We start from the raw sequence: 19,541 nt of genomic DNA on the forward strand, positions 1-19,541 counted from the left end.
TTCCAAGACTTTCAACGTCTTTAACTATCGACACACAGCTTGTTTCGGCCAGTTTCTTTTGCTTTGTACAGTGCGTTATCGGCAAGTTTCAAGACTTCTACGGGTTGTTTAGTGGTTCTACTATCAGACAGCCCAATGCTCACCGTTACGTTTACGACTTCAGTTGATTTGTTGCTCTGACCACGCTTTTTAATGCCGACTTCATGGTCGTCAGGGCGATCGTTGCTATTTCGAATCGTCATATCGTAGTTTTGTACTTCCGAAATGAGAACTTGAAGGTGCTCTTTAACCTGTTCCGAGTATTTGCCTTTAAAAATAATCGTAAACTCTTCACCACCATAGCGATAAGCTTTTGCACCACCGGTTGTTTCACTCAATATACGTGCTACCAACTTCAACACATCGTCGCCAATGTCATGCCCGTAGGTATCGTTAAATTTCTTGAAGTGGTCGATATCAACCATCGCCATTGAGTATTTTCGCCCTAAGTGCTTCATATCCACTTCTAGTGCGTGTCTACCTGGAATGTTAGTTAAACGGTCATTAAAGGCCATATCGTGGCTAGCAGAGACGACATAGATAATGAATAACGTACCAGACAGCGAGAACATCGTACTAGAGATGTATTGCACATCAAAAAATATGAATGTACTAGTAGAAAGTAAAATTGCGCTGTATACGACAACATCAATCGCGCGGTTGTATACCAGAACTAAAATCGAAGTAAGGCCAAGTAAACAAAGGCTATACAGCACTAAAACGAAAGGTAGCCTCGAGAATCCGTTAACGATAAACAGGATACCTTCGCTCCATGACTCAAATCCACCTGACTGGAAATGAGAAACAATTAATTGCGCCCATACCGTAAACAGAACGAGAACCAAAGCATATAGGAACATGGATTTCGAGTTAACGCCGTTATCTGGGAAGGCATACACCAGTAAGCATGTTACAGGAACTAAAGCGGTTAACAGAGACAGTTCTAATAGAGTGGTGCCTGTGTTGAGTGGCGTTTGTAAACGAACTTGAATGATGAGGTATGCGACGAGCATGGTTAAGGACACCATGGCCATACGACCTTGCTTAAATGTGTGGCACAGTAAAACCGCAACGCTCAATAGAATGTATGGGAGGTTGCTAGCAAACCCTAAGTTTGAATCCGTCACTAGGATGACGTTGTTCATACCTGCAAGTAATATTGCTAATAGAAGTAAGGGAAAGCAAAATCGAAATATGCTCGACGTGACGAAAGAAGATGTCATTTATGTGGTGAGCCTAACTATAATGATGATCTTATATTTTAATTTTATACGTAGGATACGGGTAAACAAGCAATTGCCAAGTTTTTTCATTAAATTATAGCAAAAACATGATCATAGCTCGCTAATTGTACAACTAAATTTATATGTGTTTCAGTTGCTATTAACCTAAGAACGAGCTAAACAGTATATATGATAAATGAAACAGCCGTTATTGATACTTAACTAAATCAACATAGTTTGTGCTCAAGAGTTAGGTGGTTACCTAAGTAGCAATGAACAGATGTTATACGCTTAGCTGCAGAAGCGGTTAGTAACAACCGCGATGAGTTACAACAATGATTAGTTACAACAACGATTAAACTAGAAACAACCGATCAACATGGAGGTGTAATATGCAAATCAGTGTCGATGTCCATAACTATATGGAAACTTTGGTGGGAAATGTATTAGCGACAGAAGAGTATGTTTCTGGCTATACCAACGAGCAGTTAGCCGATCTTGCGTGTTTGGCTTTGGGTCAGCTTAAACCCATCTATATTCGCTTCGATGTCGATTTTCTATCGGCATTGCCAGAGGATAAATTGGTGCTGTATAAACGAAATAGTGAGATCGCGGTCAAAAATGCAGAAAGCATGATCATTGACGACAGAAGACGAGAGCGTGACGACAATGTACCCGTAATCTTTAGTCAACATAATTTTGATGATGACGTTGAATTACAATGGTATGAAAAGCCATTGTTGAGCGGTAAACAGTCATGATAGTTTACGGTTAATGCGGTCATTTAAGGAGTAAAAACGTGGGATTCTTTTCTAGATTATTTAGTGGCAAAGAAAAAACCGAACAAAAAGTAGAAATTGAGCCAGTCGAATACAAAGGCTTCAATATCTATCAAGATGCCATTGCTGAATCTGGTCAATACCGTGTAGCTGGGCGAATCGAGAAAGAATTTGATGGTGAAATCAAAACCCATCGTTTTATTCGTTCAGATGTTGTTTCAAACAAACAAGATGCCGATGAACTGATGCTTAAAAAATCGCAGATGTTCATCGACCAAATGGGCGATAACATTTTTAGCTAACCAAATAGGGTTAGAATTGATGTTGGTCATAATTTAGAGAGCTTTCAGTGTATATGCTGAAAGCTCTTTTTAGTTTTAGGAACAAAGAACAGCTAGTAGGTTGTTATTTAAAGGAATATTTGCAAGTGGTTTGACCTCTTGGCTCAAAAGAGGCGTCATTTCTTCAAATGAAGTGCTCCAATTCCATCCAAATCGTTATAAGTAATAACTTTTCCTGTTCTTTGAATAAAACGCTTGAAGTATTAGTTGTCGTTAGATACAAACGAATAAGTCATTGTGCCAATAGTCAAGGAATAGCTATGCAAATTGGTGTACCAAGAGAAACACTCGCAGGTGAAACGCGAGTCGCTGCTTCGCCGAAATCGGTAGAACAGCTTCTAAAATTAGGATTTGAAGTTTGTGTTGAATCACAAGCAGGTGCGTTAGCAAGTTTTGAAGATGCAGTTTATGAACAAGCTGGAGCAAAAATTGTCACCGCAGATGAAGCTTGGAAATCCGATATTATTTTTAAAGTTAACGCTCCGATCGTTGACGAAACTACAAATGAAATTGATCTTCTTAAAGATGGCGCAACATTGGTCAGCTTTATTTGGCCAGCTCAGAACTCAGAATTAATGGAACAATTGTCCACTCGTAATATTAACGTGATGGCGATGGATTCTGTACCTCGTATTTCAAGAGCTCAAGCGTTAGATGCATTGAGTTCTATGGCTAACATCGCGGGTTACCGTGCTGTTGTTGAGGCGGCGCATGAGTTTGGTCGATTCTTCACAGGTCAAATTACGGCGGCAGGCAAAGTTCCACCCGCGAAGGTACTGGTTGCTGGTGCGGGTGTTGCTGGCCTAGCAGCAATTGGCGCTGCGGGTAGTTTGGGTGCGATCGTTCGTTCGTTCGATGTTCGTCCTGAAGTAAAAGAGCAAGTTGAGTCTATGGGCGCTGAATTCTTGGAAGTGGATTTCAAGGAAGATACCAGCGCGGGCGACGGCTACGCAAAAGAGATGTCTGAAGCATTCAATAAGAAAGCTGAAGAACTGTATGCAGCTCAAGCTAAAGATGTCGATATCATCATTACAACGGCACTGATCCCAGGTCGTCCGGCACCTAAGCTGATTACCAAAGAGATGGTAGACAGCATGAGTGCTGGTAGTGTGATTGTTGACCTTGCGGCAGCCAATGGCGGCAACTGTGAATATACCGTTGCGGATCAAGTCATTACAACGGCTAACGGCGTGAAAGTGGTAGGTTACACAGATATGGTTGGTCGACTACCGACTCAATCATCTCAACTGTATGCAACGAACCTAGTTAACTTGCTGAAACTGCTTTGCAAAGAGAAAGATGGCAACATCAATATTGACTTTGAAGATGTCGTGCTACGCGGTGTTACCGTGGTTAAAGAGGGTGAAGTCACTTGGCCTGCACCACCCATTCAAGTTTCAGCTCAACCACAACAAGCTAAGCCCAAAGCGGTTAAACCGGAGCCTAAAGTTGAAGAGCCGGTTTCTCCAATTAAGAAAGTGGCAGGCATGGCGGTTGCTGTAGGTGCATTTGCTTGGGTAGCTTCAGTTGCTCCTGCTGCGTTCTTATCTCACTTTACCGTTTTTGTACTCGCTTGTGTGGTGGGTTATTACGTCGTTTGGAATGTAAGCCATTCTCTGCATACGCCTTTGATGTCCGTAACTAACGCGATTTCAGGAATCATTGTAGTCGGTGCACTGTTACAGATAGGACAAGGAAGTGGCGTTGTCACGTTCTTATCATTTATTGCCGTATTAATTGCAAGTATCAACATCTTTGGTGGCTTTACCGTAACCAAACGTATGCTTGAAATGTTCCGTAAAGACTAAGGAGTGACAGATGTCTGAAGGATTAGTACAAGCAGCTTATATTGTGGCTGCTGTATTCTTTATTATGAGCTTGGCTGGGTTGTCGAAACAGGAATCTGCGCGGGCAGGTAACTATTACGGTATCACGGGTATGGCAATCGCGTTGATCGCGACGATCTTTGGTCCACATTCTGCAGGTATTGTATGGATCATCATTGCTATGGTGATCGGTGGTGGTATTGGTATCCACTACGCAAGAAAAGTAGAAATGACTGAAATGCCTGAGCTGGTGGCAATTCTGCACAGCTTCGTAGGTATGGCAGCAGTACTTGTAGGTTACAACAGTTACATTGATCCACCTGCTACCGTTTCTATCAACCCTGCTGATATTCATGCAGAGCACGTGATCCACCTAGTGGAAGTGTTCCTTGGCGTGTTTATCGGTGCGGTGACGTTCACGGGTTCTATTGTTGCGTTTGGTAAGCTTCGCGGCGTTATCTCTTCGTCTGCATTGAACATTCCTCATAAGCATAAGTGGAACCTTGCGGCGATCGTAGTTTCTACACTACTGATGATCATGTTCGTTAAAGCGGACGGCAGCATGTTCGCGCTAATGGTGATGACTCTTATCGCATTCGCATTCGGTTACCACCTAGTGGCATCGATTGGCGGCGCAGATATGCCAGTGGTTGTCTCTATGCTGAACTCGTATTCTGGTTGGGCAGCAGCAGCGGCAGGTTTCATGCTTGCGAACGATCTGCTTATCGTAACCGGTGCATTGGTTGGTTCGTCAGGTGCGATTCTTTCTTACATCATGTGTAAGGCGATGAATCGCTCTTTCATCAGCGTTATTGCTGGTGGGTTCGGCCAAGACGTGGTCGTGTCTGATGGTGATGAAGAGCAAGGTGAACACCGCGAAACATCAGCTGAAGACGTGGCTGACATGCTTAAAAACTCAAAGTCAGTCATCATCACTCCTGGATACGGCATGGCAGTAGCTCAAGCTCAATACCCAGTGCATGAAATCACTGAGAAGCTGCGAGCGCAGGGCATCAATGTTCGATTTGGTATCCACCCAGTTGCTGGTCGATTACCGGGTCACATGAATGTGTTACTTGCTGAAGCCAAAGTACCTTACGATATCGTTCTTGAAATGGACGAACTCAACGATGACTTCAATGAGACCGATACTGTTTTGGTTATCGGTGCAAACGACACTGTGAACCCAGCAGCACTTGAAGATCCAAACAGCCCAATTGCTGGCATGCCAGTACTTGAAGTTTGGAATGCTCAGAACGTTATCGTATTCAAACGTTCGATGAACACAGGTTACGCAGGTGTGCAAAACCCACTGTTCTTCAAAGAGAATACGCAGATGTTGTTTGGTGATGCGAAACAGAGCTGTCTCGGTATTCTAGAGCATCTATAGGAAACACTTTTTAAGTATTTTCTAAGCAAAAGCATTAAGTCGTAACTAAATAAGGAGCTCATTAGAGCTCCTTTTTTTATTCATCTGAAAGTCGCTGTATCCTAAAGCAACAATCTATGACCCATAAGCAGCAATCTATGGCCCATAAGCAATAAGCACAGTCCGATAGACGGCCGTAAAACTCATTTGAATGAAGTTATAACGACTCAAACGATTAGCGAGTACAGCTGTGCAACATAGCCCTAATATGATCGAATTTGTCGCTATAACTCGTCATTAGCACGGTTTTTCATGCGGTTATAAATTTATCTTTGATAACGAATGGTATATATTTGATTGATCTATATGAATTTGCGTTGGTTTGTGATCATCAAAAGAACATTTACTCTGCTTATCGCTACATTATCCGTTTCAGTGAACGCGTTTGCTGACTCTTTACCTGAGCGTATCGATAACTTCACTAAACTTTTTGATCATGAAATGGCAATTGAATCTTATGATATTCGACTGCTTCAGGCTGATTACCCGACTCGCTTGATCATGCCGTCTTCTATGCTGCCGCAAACTGCTGAATACCCACTAAAAGACATCCAACGCTTATACCGGTTATCAAAAACATGCAGCGGAAAGTTGCCTTTAAGCCCTCTAATCACAGAGCCTTTGGTCTTTACTCGTGCAATGTGTAAAGGAACTAAACTTTCTGATCGTTGGTTTACTCGAAGTGGTTTGATTCATCCCGGTGGCGGTTCATATGCCGCACGCTACGTCGAGTTATACCCAGAGAAATTTGACTCGTTGAAGCGCTACATGCACATTCAAGAGCGACCGAACACAGAACACGATGAACTACTGTCTCGTCTACAGAAGATGGACAACGAAGCCATAACAGCTTTGCTAGCGGGTGCGAGTATGTTTGTTGAGCTTGATGAAATGTGGGTCAAGCGCGGTGATAGATATTACCTGTATAAAGAATCAGTTTGGAACGAAAATGCTACGCTCGCGGGCTTATCCTTTAGTTTGTCCTCAGAAGGCAACAGCTGTTTCGTCCAACGCGGCAATGTATGTTGGGAAATAGAAGATCATTCAGAGCTTCTGCAGATAGCCATGTTTATTTTGGTGATTGCCAATATCCTACTCGTGTTGGGGTGGGCGGTTTACCGTTGGAACAGTAAAAAACAAGAGATGAAGAGCCGCATGCTGGTTCTTCAAATTCTAACGCATGAATTAAGAACACCGATTGCGAGTTTGTCATTGACGGTTGAAGGGTTTAGGCGAGAGTTCGAACACTTGCCAGAATCGGTATATGATGAATTTCGTAGGTTGTGTGAAGATACACGCCGTTTAAGGCAGTTGGCAGAAGCAAGTAAAGACTATTTGCAATCAGACAACCAACCGCTTGCAACAGAGTGGGTGCCAAGTGTTGAAGAGTGGCTTCAATACAAAGTTGAAGAAGACTTTGCTCCGGGCATTGAACTCCGCGTAAACAAAGATATTGCTGCAAAAGTAAACGTATATTGGTTAGGAACGTGTATCGATAACCTGATCAGAAATGCCGTGAAATACGGTGTTGCCCCAGTGATACTAGAACTGAATACTTCTGACAAGAAGCTGACATTCAAAGTTATAGATAATGGAGACTTGTCTCGTAAAGATTGGGGGCAACTAAGAAAGCCATTCGTAAGTAAGAGTGGACTCGGTTTAGGTCTGACGATAGTAGAATCTATGGTCGGAAAAATGGGCGGTCACATGACGCTTATCGGCCCCCCAACAACATTTATTTTGGAGATACCTTGTGAAACAGACATTGCTTCTCGTTGAAGACGATAAAAATTTAGCTGACGGTTTATTAGTTAGCCTTGAGCAAGCTGGATATGAATGTTTACATGCCGAGCTGATCTCTGAAGTTGAAGGCTATTGGGAACAAGCGGATCTTGTGATCCTAGACCGTCAACTTCCTGATGGTGACTCAGTAGATTCACTTCCAGGTTGGAAGAAAAAGAAAGACATCCCAGTTATTTTACTAACGGCTCTGGTAACAGTAAAAGACAAAGTAGCCGGCCTAGACTCAGGTGCGAACGACTACCTAACGAAACCATTTGCAGAAGCTGAACTGTTTGCTCGAATCCGTGCACAGCTACGCCTGCCTGATGCTGAAGATCAAGATGCATCAAAAGTGATGGCTCAAAACCTTGTAATTGATAAAGCAACACGTGAAGTGTTTTTTAATGAATTGGAAGTTACGTTAACGCGTACGGAATTTGATTTACTATTATTCTTGGCAAGTAATCTTGGTCGAGTGTTTACTCGTGATGAGCTACTAGACCACGTTTGGGGTTACAACCACTTCCCAACAACTCGTACTGTAGACACGCACGTTCTGCAACTAAGACAGAAGTTGCCAGGTTTAGAAATTGAAACCTTACGTGGCGTTGGCTACAAGATGAAAGCGTAATGAAAAAAGCCTTACTTCCACTACTCATTTTATCAAGCGTCATCAATACTGCACACGCAGCCGATTGGTTTAAGGACAGTGATGCGCTGACACAAGTGCACAAGCACCTGCTAGATAATGATTTAGCATTGATGTTTGATTCACTAGTGGAAGTTTGGCAAATCAACGCTTCGCAATCTCGCGAAGATCATCTCAATCAGCTGTTCGAGCAAGCATTGAACAAAGATTGTGGGAAAACGCTCACCAAAAACACTTTACCGGACTGGATAAGCTCGGTCGTCGTGAAAAGACACATTATCCAAAGCCCAGGCAGGGAAACATTCCGTGTGGCGATTGACGTTGAATCGGAAAGCAACATCCAAGACATCACCTTTGAGAAGTGGGTCGACAAGGTCGTTTCGTCTGACAGTGAGTTCACCAAAGGTAACCCGGTAATCAATAATACTTCAGTGAGCGTATACAGCAAACGTTATAGCTTAGCGTCTCAACTTGATTCCGGACTTTATCGCCTGGCTGTAAAAGGAAATAGCGGTAACTCCTGGAGCACTTGGGTCATTCTTGGTGAAGTGGTTATGCGTCAACAAGTTCGTTGGGCATCTAAAGACTCTTGGTTGATCGATAAAAAAGCACTGCTGAACCCATACTGTCCATTACCAAAGCTAGACGTAGGTTTGTACGATTATGTCGATGAACGATATAAGCAGGTGTGGGGTAAAAGTTATGAATCCGATTATCCGACCAATTTAACGGGTGAAGAACTGCCCAATGATCGTTATGTTTTAGCTGTATCAATGGTACATTCGCGCTGGCAAGGTGACATAGCGATAGAGCAAGCACAAACTATCAGTAAAACTTATGATATTTCTAGCGAAGAGTAGCTAAAGTAATTTAGAATTGAGCCGTTAATAATGTAAGGGATCTAACAAAGATAAACGGCATGAAAAATACAACTAAACTACTCGCAGCATCAATTGCATTCGCCAGTCTTCCTCTTTCAGCAGCAAACTACGCCATTGAAGCGCGTGGTGATGCGATGGGTGGTGTTGGTGTTGTTTCAGCAAACTTCCTAACAGCTCCATTCTATAACCCAGCACTTGTTGCTATTTATCGTCGTAACGATGATATGGGTATGATCACGCCAAGTTTTGGTGGTAGTTATAATGACCCCCAAGACATGAAATCAAATATTGATTCCGCTCTGGCTGCGACAAACACTGCAGATTTAGATGCAGCTCTTAAAAAACTCGATGGTAACCAAGCTAATGTTGAACTTGGTGGTGTTGTCGCATTCGCTATCCCAAATCAATTTATAGCGGCTAACCTATTCGGCAAAGCCTATACAGAATCGTTTGCTACACCAAATGTTTACAATGAAGCGTCAGCGACAGATTCCGATAAGCTTGAGTTGTCGACGGTAGAAGCCGTTGCTATTGGTGTTACCGAAGTTGGATTAACTCTCGCTAAATATCAAACCTTTATGGGGCAGCATATTTCATTTGGTATCACGCCTAAACTTCAACGTATTTACACATACAACTACGTTGCTTCTGTTAAGAGCTACGATTTGTCTGATGTAAGAGACAATGGTGAAGGTGAAACTTCTTTTAATATGGATGCTGGCGCGCTTTGGTTCACAGGTCCATTTCGAGTTGGTTTTTCGGCTACCAACTTAATATCTAGAGATATCAATACCAAAGATACATCTCAAACTTTAACGAGCACGACCAGCGGTGTGACACACAAAGTCGGTGGCCAATACGCATACAAACTAGAGCCAGTATATACCGTAGGTGCTGGTATCGTAGCGGACTACTTCACGCTTAGTGTCGACTATGACTTAAATGAAACCGAAAAGTTTACTTCGTTCAAAGATAATGAACAGATGATTCGCGTTGGTACAGAAGTTGATGTTTTACGTCAGCTTCAGCTAAGGGCAGGGTACTACAAGAATTTGGCATACTCTGGTTCAGAAGGTACAGTCACTGCAGGTATTGGTTTGTCGCCACTCAATTTGTTCCAGTTAGATTTAAGTGCTAACTACACAAATGAAAATGCAATGGGTGCATCAATCAATTTCCTTGCTAGTTACTAACAGTCCTTATATAGTTCTGCTCCTAAATAAAGGAGCAGACTATGCTAAACGACTTACCAACCCTTTCTCACGAAGAACAACAGAAAGCTGTTGAACGAATTCAAGAAATGATGACCCAGGGCATCAGCACAGCACAAGCTATCAAAATCGTTGCTGAGCAAATTCGTGAAGAAATGAGTAATAAAGAAGAGTAGGGCATTAGCCCTTCTTTTTTAACACCCTAGTGCACTATAACTAAATATATTACCCTCTAGTATATTGTATCGCACATACCAACTCTTTAGTTACCCTAAATTCCGAGCTATTCAAAACCATTAAATGCCTTTTATTCAGTAAGTTATGTTGGAGTAATCCACTTATAACGCTTTTCTTGGCTTCTGTTTGTAATTAAATTACAAACAGATCTGAAAGCAATACAACTATCATTTTGGGTGTCAGTATTTATGTCACCATGTCTAAGTGGTTAAATCTATGGTGTTTTTTAAGGATAGTGACGTTGTGACTTCCATTTTTTAGTGGATCAGAGTGCGTGATTAGAAGCGTGACGGGAGCAGAATAATAAGGATTTCCTCGAAGAGCAGCGCGAGATAAATAACGACGGTAATGTTCAAAACCGATACCGCGAGTGACTCACGACTGCTTAGAGAAAGCTATTACTAGCCAGATATGTGCGGTTTAGAACAAGTAGTTAGGAAGCTTAGAAACGATACATATAACCTGAGAATGCGATTAAGAATGTGTTGTTACCGATGGTGAGAGCGCTTATAGGCGTACATAACGATTAGAATCCTAATGAGGCAGCAAAGCTTTTGGCTTCTTTAGTCAGCGTTGAAAATCTAACGGCTACTTAAATGGAAAGTAGATATCGACAGGGTATTAATGGTGTCTTGATTGAGTATTGGCAGAGAGTTGAATGTGTAACTGCAGTCTAGTCAAGCGAGCTTTAGTACAACTTTGCGACTTGGTTTCGTCCGTTGTCTTTCGCTTGGTAGAGTGCCTTGTCTGCACGTTTAATTGCAGAACGTATCGATTCATGTTGCTTAAGCTGTGTTACTCCAGTCGAAGTCGTTACTTTAAGCGCTTTAGGCCAAACGCTTTGGCCAATTGCTAGGTATAGATTATTGATAGCTTCGTTACACTGTAGCGAAGTTTGCTCGAGGCAAACTAAAAGGAACTCCTCACCACCCCAGCGATAAAGTAAATATTGCTCACCAAGACTCTCGTTAGCCGTTGCGACAAACTGAATAAGTACTTTGTCACCCACTTCATGGCCATGTTGATCATTGATTTGCTTAAAATGGTCTAAATCAAACAAAGCGATGTGAATGGTTTTTCCTTGCTGAGCTAACCATTCAAAATCATAGAAAGCATCTAAAGCTTCAGTTCTATTCCTACAGCCGGTCAACGGATCGGTTGTAGCCTTTATCTTTAGCTCTTCAATTTCTTGAGTCAACAAACGTTGTTGCTGTGCGGCATCTGTTCTTGTTCTTCTGGCTAGATATAACGCACAAGATATATAGTAAATCGCATACAGCACCCATAAACTAATTAAGAGTTTTCCTAGAACAAACTTGTCCATCGTCTTGCCGTGAAAAACGATGCTTTGTACTGTCAGTTTATGGTGCCCATCAAGTGTGCTAGCACCAAGCCCTAACTCAACCGACACAGCGTTGGTAACGTCTACGGCGCTATTCGTAATAGGGTGGTTGTAATAGTCGATCCACCACAAAGGGACATTGAAATAATCTAAGTCGATGTGTTTTCTATCGGGTAACGAGAAATCTAAACGATTGAACTTATTAGACATAGCGTCACCTTGAACGCTGTAATTCTCGTCGTAATTTCGAATGTAAAAGCGAAACCTTGGCTGTTCTTGGCCTTCGTAATCCATATTGATGGTCACTGAGTCATACACTGAGAGATCCAGACCTTTACCTTCCGTAGAGATAACGAACTCAATCTCACAGAATGGCGAGCTATAGGTACGCTTAAAGTCACACTGTAACTCAATGGTGTCTTCTGACTTATACAGCACCCCTTTGGTGCCACCATTATGTTCTTGGTCAGTGTTAACGAGTGTAGGGAATCTATCTGGAGTGATAACGTAGTTTTGATCCATGATCATATGGTAAGAGATAAACGACAGTAGAGTGGCAGCGAGGCAAAAAACCGAAAGGAATATATTGATTTGCCTGAATACGTTGTCGCTCAAAATGTTAATCATCCATACATGTAACTTTGTGGTTATGCGTGATGTCACCGCAAACAGAGATTCTATCGAGTATTCACATTCGAACCCAATAGTTAAAATTGAATTGAAGATTATACAGAAAAGTTAATGATTAAACTGATTTTTAGAACAAATTCTGTACGCATGGCGTTGGTTTTGAATGCTATTCGCTCGATAAGTGCGATTTTAAGGGGGTAATAATTCAACTGTATATTTATACAGTTGAGTTTAAAGTGGATCGTTTTGTTGTAATCAGAGTGGTGTGTACGAGCTTTATGGCTTGCTGTGATAACGAGTCACGAGTCACGAGTCCGCTGTTACTGTTCGTCAATTAAAGTGGAGGGCAGTTATGTTGCAGTGTCACTTTTTATAAGTGGTTATAATAGACATCAGTACCTTAGTACAAAAATGATTGAGGTTCTAGCTTTACTAGAAGAGCACAGGGACTAAGTTCGCTTTCAATTCGGTAATACCCGTTAAGATTCTAGTCGTTATATAGGTCTTTGTTTTGGTCATTTTACAATTAACGTCTGTATTGATAAAACTGTAAGTTATTGTTTATTTGCAATAATATTCTGATTATCTATTGATAGTTTATCAATCCCACCTCATATCTAAGGGTATATCCATCAAAATGTAAGATCTCATGAAAATTGAAAGTATTCGAGTAAAAAACTTCCGCTCATTTAAAGATGAAACAATTTTGTTAGACGACTATAGTTGCTTCGTAGGTTCGAATGGTGCAGGTAAGTCGACGGTAATGAATGCACTTAACGTTTTCTTTCGTCAATTCCGCGATTCTAAAACGGACTTGAGCAAGCTCTCTAAAGAAGATTTCCACCATAAAAATACCCAGTTACCTATTGAAATCACAGTTACTTTCAATTCATTATCAGCAGAAGCGAAATCTGATTTAGCGGATTACGTTAGGCAGGGTAAGCTAATTGTCACAGCAAAAGCTGAATATGACCCAGCTACTGAGCGCGCTGATGTGAAGCAATATGGTAACCGAATGGTTATATCTGGTTTCAGTGCTTGGTTCGATGCGAACAAGCAGAAAGCAAAAGTTCCAGAGCTCAAGGCTATTTATCAAAATTTGAAAAATACGTTTTCAGGCTTGGCTGACGTAAAAACCAAAGGTGATATGGAAGTCGCTCTCCATGACTATGAAGCTAAAAATCCGCAGTTGTGCACTTTGGTTCCAAGTGAGGACCAGTTTTATGGAGCAAGTAAAGGCGCCAATAAAATCGCTCCATACCTAGAGTGGGTTTTTGTTTCGGCATCGAAAGACTTTTCAGAAGAAGCTGAACAAACTAAAGGCTCTGCACTTGATCAACTCTTGAACCGTGTTCTTGGTACAAAAGTAACGTTTAAAGACAAAGTCAGCCAATTGAAAGAAGAGTACAGAATTTCTTATAAAAAGATGCTCGAAGAAGAGCAACCTGCGCTACAAGAAATATCAGATTCACTAGGAATTAAGCTCAAAAAGTGGTCAAACCCAGACGCAAGTGCTCAAATTGTATGGAATGAAGACCCAGAAAAGTCAGTGAAAATTGAAGAACCTAAAGCTCTGGTGGTGATAAGTGAGAAAGGCTTTGAGGGCGAATTATCAAGATTTGGACATGGCATGCAACGTTCCTATCTGCTTAGCGTACTTCAAGAGTTGTCAGACGCTAATACCGCGAAATCACCGACACTAGTAATTGCAGTTGAGGAGCCCGAGCTATACCAACATCCGCCTCAAGCAAGATACTTAGCTCAGCTATTACAAGAATTGGATGATTCCCAAGTAATGGTTTGCACCCACAGCCCGTACTTTATTCCTGTCGAACGTTTTGAGGACTTAAGGGTCGTTCGTGAAGAGGGTGTACCTTGCGAATCAAAAGTCAAAAGCGTCACCTATAAGAAACTATCCGATACCCTACATGGTTCAGGGCAAGTTTTGCTAAGAGAAACTGGGATGTTAGCCAAGCTTTACCCTAACTTAAAGCCAGAAATCAATGAGATGTTCTTTTGTAAGAAACTAATCCTCGTTGAGGGAATTGAAGATGTTGCTTACATTCGTACGTATATAGAGCTGATGGGAAAAACAGATGAGTTTAGGCTTGGTGGCTTCCATATAATTCCAGTTGGGGGTAAAAGTGAATTGCTTAAACCAATTGCTTTGACTAAACATCTTGGTATTGATGTATATGTGGTTTGTGATGCTGACACAAACAAAACAGTAGAAGGTGAAGTGGTTAAGCATAAGAAAGATAATGCATCAATTCTCCATTTGCTAGGTCATGATAAAGCTTTACATTGGTCGGAAGAAACACATCGATTCAGCAATCTGACAATGTGGACACATAATATCACAGTAACAATTGGACCAGAATTTGGACCAAAATGGAAAGGTTTTGAAGATAAAGCTGCAGCACATTATGGTAACGCAAAAGGATTGAAGAAAAACCCTTTAGCCGTATCTAAAGCTTTGATTGAAGCATGGTATAGCGGCTGCCGTTCACAAGAGTTGCAAAATCTCGTATATCGCATACTTCAACTTGGAACTGAAGTCGAAGTTAAAATGGACAGTGCTATTGAAGAGCCAACAACAGTGTAATGTTTTCGATGTGTTGCAAGCCCGCGAACTGCGGGCCTTTTGTATCTATTCAAATTTATTTTAGACAGTACTAGTACGAACAACTAAGGTACAGACGAAGCAGCTCAATAGTTTTACCAACTAGTAAAAACCTTAAAGTTATCGTCGATAAACTTGAAGATTCTTATTGGGAAGCTTGCTGACGATTGTTCGTAATAAAATTTAACTGGATGATAGAAGCCCAAAACAGAATTTAACGTGTGTCGCCAACAAGAAGCACGGTGGCGTGTGTAAAATCTGAAAAAGAAACGACAGCAATGCCCACAAGGTTTACACACAGCGCGGTAAATCATGAGTACAAGAAGATGTAAGACAGACAGAACAAATGTTCGTGTTGCTCGACTTTGTTTAAACGAATCATGTAGATGTTGGCCACACATATAATGATTGGGTTAAAAGAGCATTTAGAGAATGCTAGTGAACTCAATATGCTTGAGGCACCAGTTGTATTAAGGGTTTAAGAGGAAACGATGACAAGAATAGCTTTGGAAAATAGTGACATTACTATCTGGGGCTTACACCGATACTGCGTATTATGTACGTTATGTTAAATTGATTTCGGTGTTTATAAGGCAGGTATCTTTATGCGATGCCCTGCCTTTATGTTGTATCGGTACTCTCTGAATTCTACTGTGTATTTAACCAGAGTGGCTATTTACCATAAAATACCTAATAACCAGTGATAATAATCTTCGATTTTACCCCTGGCATTAGTCAGAGCTTAACCGCCAGCAAATTTAACTTTGTAGCCTTTCTTTTCAAGATGCGCTTTGAGTTTGTCACGAGCGTCGCCTTGAATCTCGATGTTGCCATCTTTTACTGAGCCGCCACAGCCACATACTTTTTTGAGTTCCGCAGCCATGAGTTTTAATGGTGCGTCATCTAGGTCTAAGCCTGTTACGATAGAAACGCCTTTGCCTTTACGGCCTTTGGTTTCTTTTTGGATTCGAACAATACCATCACCTTTAGGGCGCTGGACTTTCTCTTCTTCAGGTTTAATACGACCTGTTTCAGTTGAATATACTAGGCTCATAATTTTACTTCTTTTGCTGTGCTGCTTTTTGTTTTGCGAGTAAGAAAGCCTCTATATGACGCTGGATTGCAATCTTGCCACCTTTAATTAGGCGCCCGTTAAACATGCAATACCAAGCGTTAGGCTCACCGCTATCATTTTTAATTTGGTAACCATGGAAGTTTTCAGCTAAGCCACCACCAGACGCTCTCGACTTGTTTAACGCTGTGAATTCTTTCGGGTCAATAAGGGTCGCAGTATCAATCCACCAATCAATACTCTTTTTCACAGCAGGTAAATTGCCTTGAATAATGTTGTTTTTTAGCTTGGCACGCCAAACGGTGTTGTTTGCATCCGCTGATTGTAGAGGAACGCCTCGGTAAACTGAATTTGCCATATCCATTGATCATCGTTTTGTTTTCATTACGTTAATCATAAGTATACTTCTAATGATATCAAGCATAATATGGCAAAAACACCTGTTGAGGTACGGTAATTTGAGAAAAAAAGTCCCTATTTTATCGGACTCTGTGATAATTAATTCATTTGTTGAAAAATTAAACAGCCACGCGACAATTGAAATTATAGATGAGTTAACAGGATATCAGTACTCTCGAAACTCCTTGTTGGGTATCTACAGTGATTGGAATCGCTACCATGCGTTCTGTACTAAAAATCGTATCAACACACTCCCAGCATCCATCACTGCTGTTCGGCGTTTTCTTGAGACTGAATCCAGTGAAAGAAAATTCTCGTCTTTGAAACGTTACACTGCAACACTCAGCTTGTTGCATACTGTGTTGAGCTTTGCTAACCCAATCAAGCATAGGCAAGTTCGTTTTACCCTGCTCCACTTGCAATCTCGAATGGCTGGCGACGCTAAACAAACCAATGCCATGACATCCGCACACCTTACTGAGTTAAACACGTTACTTTCCCATGAGAAATCGAGCTTAAAAGAGATCAGAGATATCGCGATTTATAATGTGATGTTCGAGTGTGCTTTAAAGCGATCTGAACTAAAGGCGTTGTCGATGGATAATGTGGAGAGCGTTGAGAATGACTACCAGATTACAATAAAAGGTTCAGTGTATAGGCTATCGCGAGTAGCAAGCGCCGCACTTAAGCGTTGGTTTTCGTTTACTGGAACACAAGATGAGTTGCCTGTATTTCGTGCGATAGATAAGCATGAAAATATCAGTCTGCAATCTTTAGATGATTCGTCTATCTACAGAATATTGAGAAGAGCAAGTGACTTACTTCAATTGGCTGACAACCACCATTTCTCCGGGAACTCTATTCGTGTAGGTGCCGCACAAGAACTATCGAAACAAGGCCTTAAGGTGAGAGAAATTCAAGATTTTGGTCGTTGGCTCAGTCCTGCAATGCCTGCGCAATATGTGGGTTATTCGGGTACCTCTGAGAGTGAGAAGATGAAGTTTAAAGCACTAATCCCTTGGCAATGAGCTGATGGCTTTGTTAAGAGGCGGCTTGTTTATCTACGGTTTTTTTATAGGCAGATTGTTAAGTCAATCAACTGACTTTGCAAACCAAAAACTTCCGACTTAAAAACAAATAGCGCCTTGGCAGGTAAGCTCAAGGCGCTATTTGTTATCTAATGAGTTATATAAAACGGCTAAGATATTTTGGGTGAACTAAGAAATGCTTGTTCTCACGCAGTTCTCTAAGAACTGGCTGAATTTGTGGCCGTCATGTTCAACCATTTTTGGGAACATGGAAATTGGCGTCATACCTGGGAAGGTATTCACCTCGTTCAGGTAGATCTCATTGTCTTGTGTTAAGAAGAAATCGATACGAGACAAGTGACGAAGCTTCATCTGCGTGAATACCTTGCGGGCGCTGTCTGCAATCAATTCACGCTGTTCATCGGTTAAGTTAGTTGCTTCAACTTCAGTAATTGAGTGGCTGTCTGCACTGTACTTCTCTTCGTAAGAGTAAAATGCGCCATTAGGTGCAATCACCTCGCCTGGCTTGCTTATCTGTAGTTCGCCATCAATTTCATAAGCGGCAACTTCTAGCTCTCTTGGCACCACGGATTTCTCAATAAGCACTTGATCAGAGAAGGTAAATGCCTTGTTGATTGCTTCACTTAATTCTTCTGCTTGATTGACTTGGTAACAGCCAACGGAAGATCCCTGACGAGCCGCTTTGACGAACACTTTCCCCCAACTTTCAAAGGCTTGTGTCGCCTGTGCGTGAGCTTGTTCAGTGTTGTCGGATAAGAACAGATAAGGCGTATTTGGGATACCCAGAGCGTCGTACCAAAGTTTTGATGTGATTTTATTGAAGCTGTTGTTGCTTGCTTCAGAACCACAACCTAGGTACGGAATCTTAGCCATTTCAAACAGTGATTGAATGTCACCTGTTTCGCCCGGGAAACCATGAATACATGGAACAATGAAATCGACTTTTGATTCTAAGTTGTCGCCACGTAAGGTTTGATCGTTAATATCAAGATAAACCAACTCACCAGAATCAAGACACCAGCCTTCGTTTTTAATTTCAACTCTCACAACGTTAAAATCTGCAACGCTATTAAGTTGTTCAAAAAGGTAATTGGCTGAAACGATCGACACTTCATGCTCTGAAGATCCACCGCCGCAAAGTAGAAGGATGTTTGTGGTGTTCATGGGTAAATTCGGTCCTTGAAACTAGGAATACTGACTTCAATGATAAACAAAAGTCGAAATAGGTACAGTGTTTTGAATGCTAAAATCGTCATCTAAGGAGTGAGCGATTAACTATTAAACAAAACTAACCGTCATAAAACAAAAGAAGGAGCATTTGCTCCTTCTTTATGATTTAAAACTTAGTTTAACTTGTTAAGCGTTGGGTATTCAGAGTTCTTGATATCATCAATGCTCTTAACGAATGGCTTTAAGTTTTGAAAACTGCTCGGCAAAGATGAAATCGCCTTTTTAGCGTCTAAGCGTGTCGCGTAGTCACCGTAAAGTACAGTGAACCACTTCGTGCCGTTAACCATTTTGTAGTTTTCCCAAATTGGCTGGGAAGTGGTTGGTAACATTTTTACAAAAGAATCGACTTTGGCTTGGCTGCCAACAGCAACAACTTGAACTGTGTAACCAAAGCGTTGGTTCATGTCTTGTTGCTTCTTGGTTGGAGCTGTAATTGTTGCAACCGGCTTAGCTCTAGTCGTGTGAGTGATTTTTTGTTCTACAGGTGTGGTTCTGACAACGTTGACCACGTTCTCTTCAACAACGGCAGTCTGCTCAGATTGAGATACAACTGGAGCTTCAACTTTAGCCGTTTTGAACTCTTCTTGATAGCTATCTGACGTTACATTGGTAACGTAGTTATCAGATACACATGCAGCCAAGAGCAGTGGCAAAGTCACAATTGCAAGTTTTTTCATGGAAAGCTCTATATCCTTAATAATAATTACTATAAATCATGCCGATACGTCGGTTTAGAATCAAGTTAACTTTGAGATTATACACCATTAGTGGGTGACCTATTTCACAAACTTTATGCAGT

The 19,541-nt window shown here is 41.5% G+C and carries 17 protein-coding genes; 11 read left to right on the top strand and 6 right to left on the bottom strand.

All coding sequences use genetic code 11. The features are described from left to right. Positions 1-20: 20 nt before the first annotated feature. A complete protein-coding gene (locus MED222_RS19500) occupies positions 21-1,262 on the bottom strand; it encodes a GGDEF domain-containing protein (RefSeq protein ID WP_012600626.1) in 1,242 nt (413 codons plus the stop codon). Between the two features lie 392 nt (positions 1,263-1,654). On the opposite strand from MED222_RS19500, the gene MED222_RS19495 reads away from it, so the two are divergent. The 9 genes from MED222_RS19495 (at position 1,655) to MED222_RS21740 (ending at position 10,336) form a co-directional block, all read left to right on the top strand. Then, complete coding sequence (locus MED222_RS19495) at positions 1,655-2,023, top strand: late competence development ComFB family protein (protein ID WP_009845358.1); 369 nt, start codon at positions 1,655-1,657, stop codon at positions 2,021-2,023. 38 nt (positions 2,024-2,061) lie between these two features. Next, a complete protein-coding gene (locus MED222_RS19490) occupies positions 2,062-2,343 on the top strand; it encodes an HlyU family transcriptional regulator (protein WP_009845359.1) in 282 nt (93 codons plus the stop codon). 299 nt (positions 2,344-2,642) lie between these two features. Continuing rightward, on the top strand, positions 2,643-4,190 hold the full coding sequence (gene pntA, locus MED222_RS19485) for a Re/Si-specific NAD(P)(+) transhydrogenase subunit alpha (protein ID WP_009845360.1): 1,548 nt from the start codon (positions 2,643-2,645) through the stop codon (positions 4,188-4,190). Positions 4,191-4,200: 10 nt separating this feature from the next. After that, positions 4,201-5,598, top strand: a complete 1,398-nt coding sequence (gene pntB / locus MED222_RS19480; RefSeq protein ID WP_009845361.1) for a Re/Si-specific NAD(P)(+) transhydrogenase subunit beta — start codon at positions 4,201-4,203, stop codon at positions 5,596-5,598. Between the two features lie 345 nt (positions 5,599-5,943). Beyond that, positions 5,944-7,416 (top strand): sensor histidine kinase VxrA, encoded by a 1,473-nt coding sequence (gene vxrA / locus MED222_RS19475; RefSeq protein WP_009845362.1) that lies wholly within the window; start codon positions 5,944-5,946, stop codon positions 7,414-7,416. Then, positions 7,391-8,050, top strand: coding sequence for a response regulator transcription factor VxrB (gene vxrB, locus MED222_RS19470; protein WP_009845363.1), 660 nt, complete (start codon positions 7,391-7,393; stop codon positions 8,048-8,050). The genes vxrA and vxrB overlap by 26 nt, the downstream gene beginning before the upstream one ends. Next, entirely contained in the window at positions 8,050-8,928 is an 879-nt protein-coding gene (locus MED222_RS19465) for a DUF2861 family protein (RefSeq protein WP_009845364.1), read from the top strand. Before vxrB ends, MED222_RS19465 begins: the two co-directional genes overlap by 1 nt. Positions 8,929-8,987: 59 nt before the next feature. Next, positions 8,988-10,142: a conjugal transfer protein TraF gene (locus MED222_RS19460; protein WP_009845365.1), complete on the top strand. Its 1,155-nt coding sequence runs from the start codon at positions 8,988-8,990 to the stop codon at positions 10,140-10,142. 41 nt (positions 10,143-10,183) lie between these two features. Further along, positions 10,184-10,336: a YoaH family protein gene (locus MED222_RS21740; protein WP_004731009.1), complete on the top strand. Its 153-nt coding sequence runs from the start codon at positions 10,184-10,186 to the stop codon at positions 10,334-10,336. Between the two features lie 749 nt (positions 10,337-11,085). Here MED222_RS21740 and MED222_RS19455 read toward each other — a convergent pair. Beyond that, positions 11,086-12,366: a GGDEF domain-containing protein gene (locus MED222_RS19455; protein ID WP_009845366.1), complete on the bottom strand. Its 1,281-nt coding sequence runs from the start codon at positions 12,364-12,366 to the stop codon at positions 11,086-11,088. 652 nt (positions 12,367-13,018) lie between these two features. On the opposite strand from MED222_RS19455, the gene MED222_RS21745 reads away from it, so the two are divergent. After that, on the top strand, positions 13,019-14,974 hold the full coding sequence (locus tag MED222_RS21745) for an ATP-dependent nuclease (protein ID WP_009845367.1): 1,956 nt from the start codon (positions 13,019-13,021) through the stop codon (positions 14,972-14,974). A gap of 760 nt (positions 14,975-15,734) precedes the next feature. Here MED222_RS21745 and yciH read toward each other — a convergent pair. Both yciH and MED222_RS19445 read right to left on the bottom strand, forming a co-directional pair. Beyond that, the gene (gene yciH, locus MED222_RS19450) at positions 15,735-16,046 is read right to left on the bottom strand and encodes a stress response translation initiation inhibitor YciH (RefSeq protein ID WP_009845368.1); all 312 of its coding nucleotides are present in this window, start codon (positions 16,044-16,046) and stop codon (positions 15,735-15,737) included. A gap of 4 nt (positions 16,047-16,050) precedes the next feature. Beyond that, on the bottom strand, positions 16,051-16,422 hold the full coding sequence (locus MED222_RS19445; RefSeq protein WP_029222765.1) for a DUF3319 domain-containing protein: 372 nt from the start codon (positions 16,420-16,422) through the stop codon (positions 16,051-16,053). A 100-nt stretch (positions 16,423-16,522) separates the two neighbouring features. Here MED222_RS19445 and MED222_RS19440 point away from each other — a divergent pair, with 100 nt between their 5' ends. Continuing rightward, positions 16,523-17,491: a tyrosine-type recombinase/integrase gene (locus MED222_RS19440; RefSeq protein ID WP_009845370.1), complete on the top strand. Its 969-nt coding sequence runs from the start codon at positions 16,523-16,525 to the stop codon at positions 17,489-17,491. A gap of 189 nt (positions 17,492-17,680) precedes the next feature. Here MED222_RS19440 and MED222_RS19435 read toward each other — a convergent pair whose 3' ends face one another. Together MED222_RS19435 and MED222_RS19430 are read right to left on the bottom strand one after the other, a co-directional pair. Then, positions 17,681-18,676 carry a D-alanine--D-alanine ligase gene (locus MED222_RS19435; protein WP_009845371.1) on the bottom strand — a complete coding sequence of 332 codons (996 nt, stop codon included), beginning with the start codon at positions 18,674-18,676 and terminating at the stop codon, positions 17,681-17,683. A 179-nt stretch (positions 18,677-18,855) separates the two neighbouring features. Continuing rightward, positions 18,856-19,419, bottom strand: coding sequence for an SPOR domain-containing protein (locus MED222_RS19430; protein ID WP_009845372.1), 564 nt, complete (start codon positions 19,417-19,419; stop codon positions 18,856-18,858). Positions 19,420-19,541: the final 122 nt, after the last annotated feature.

The sequence above is a fragment of the Vibrio sp. MED222 genome (genome assembly GCF_000153005.1).
In the GTDB taxonomy this organism is placed as follows: domain Bacteria; phylum Pseudomonadota; class Gammaproteobacteria; order Enterobacterales; family Vibrionaceae; genus Vibrio; species Vibrio tasmaniensis_A.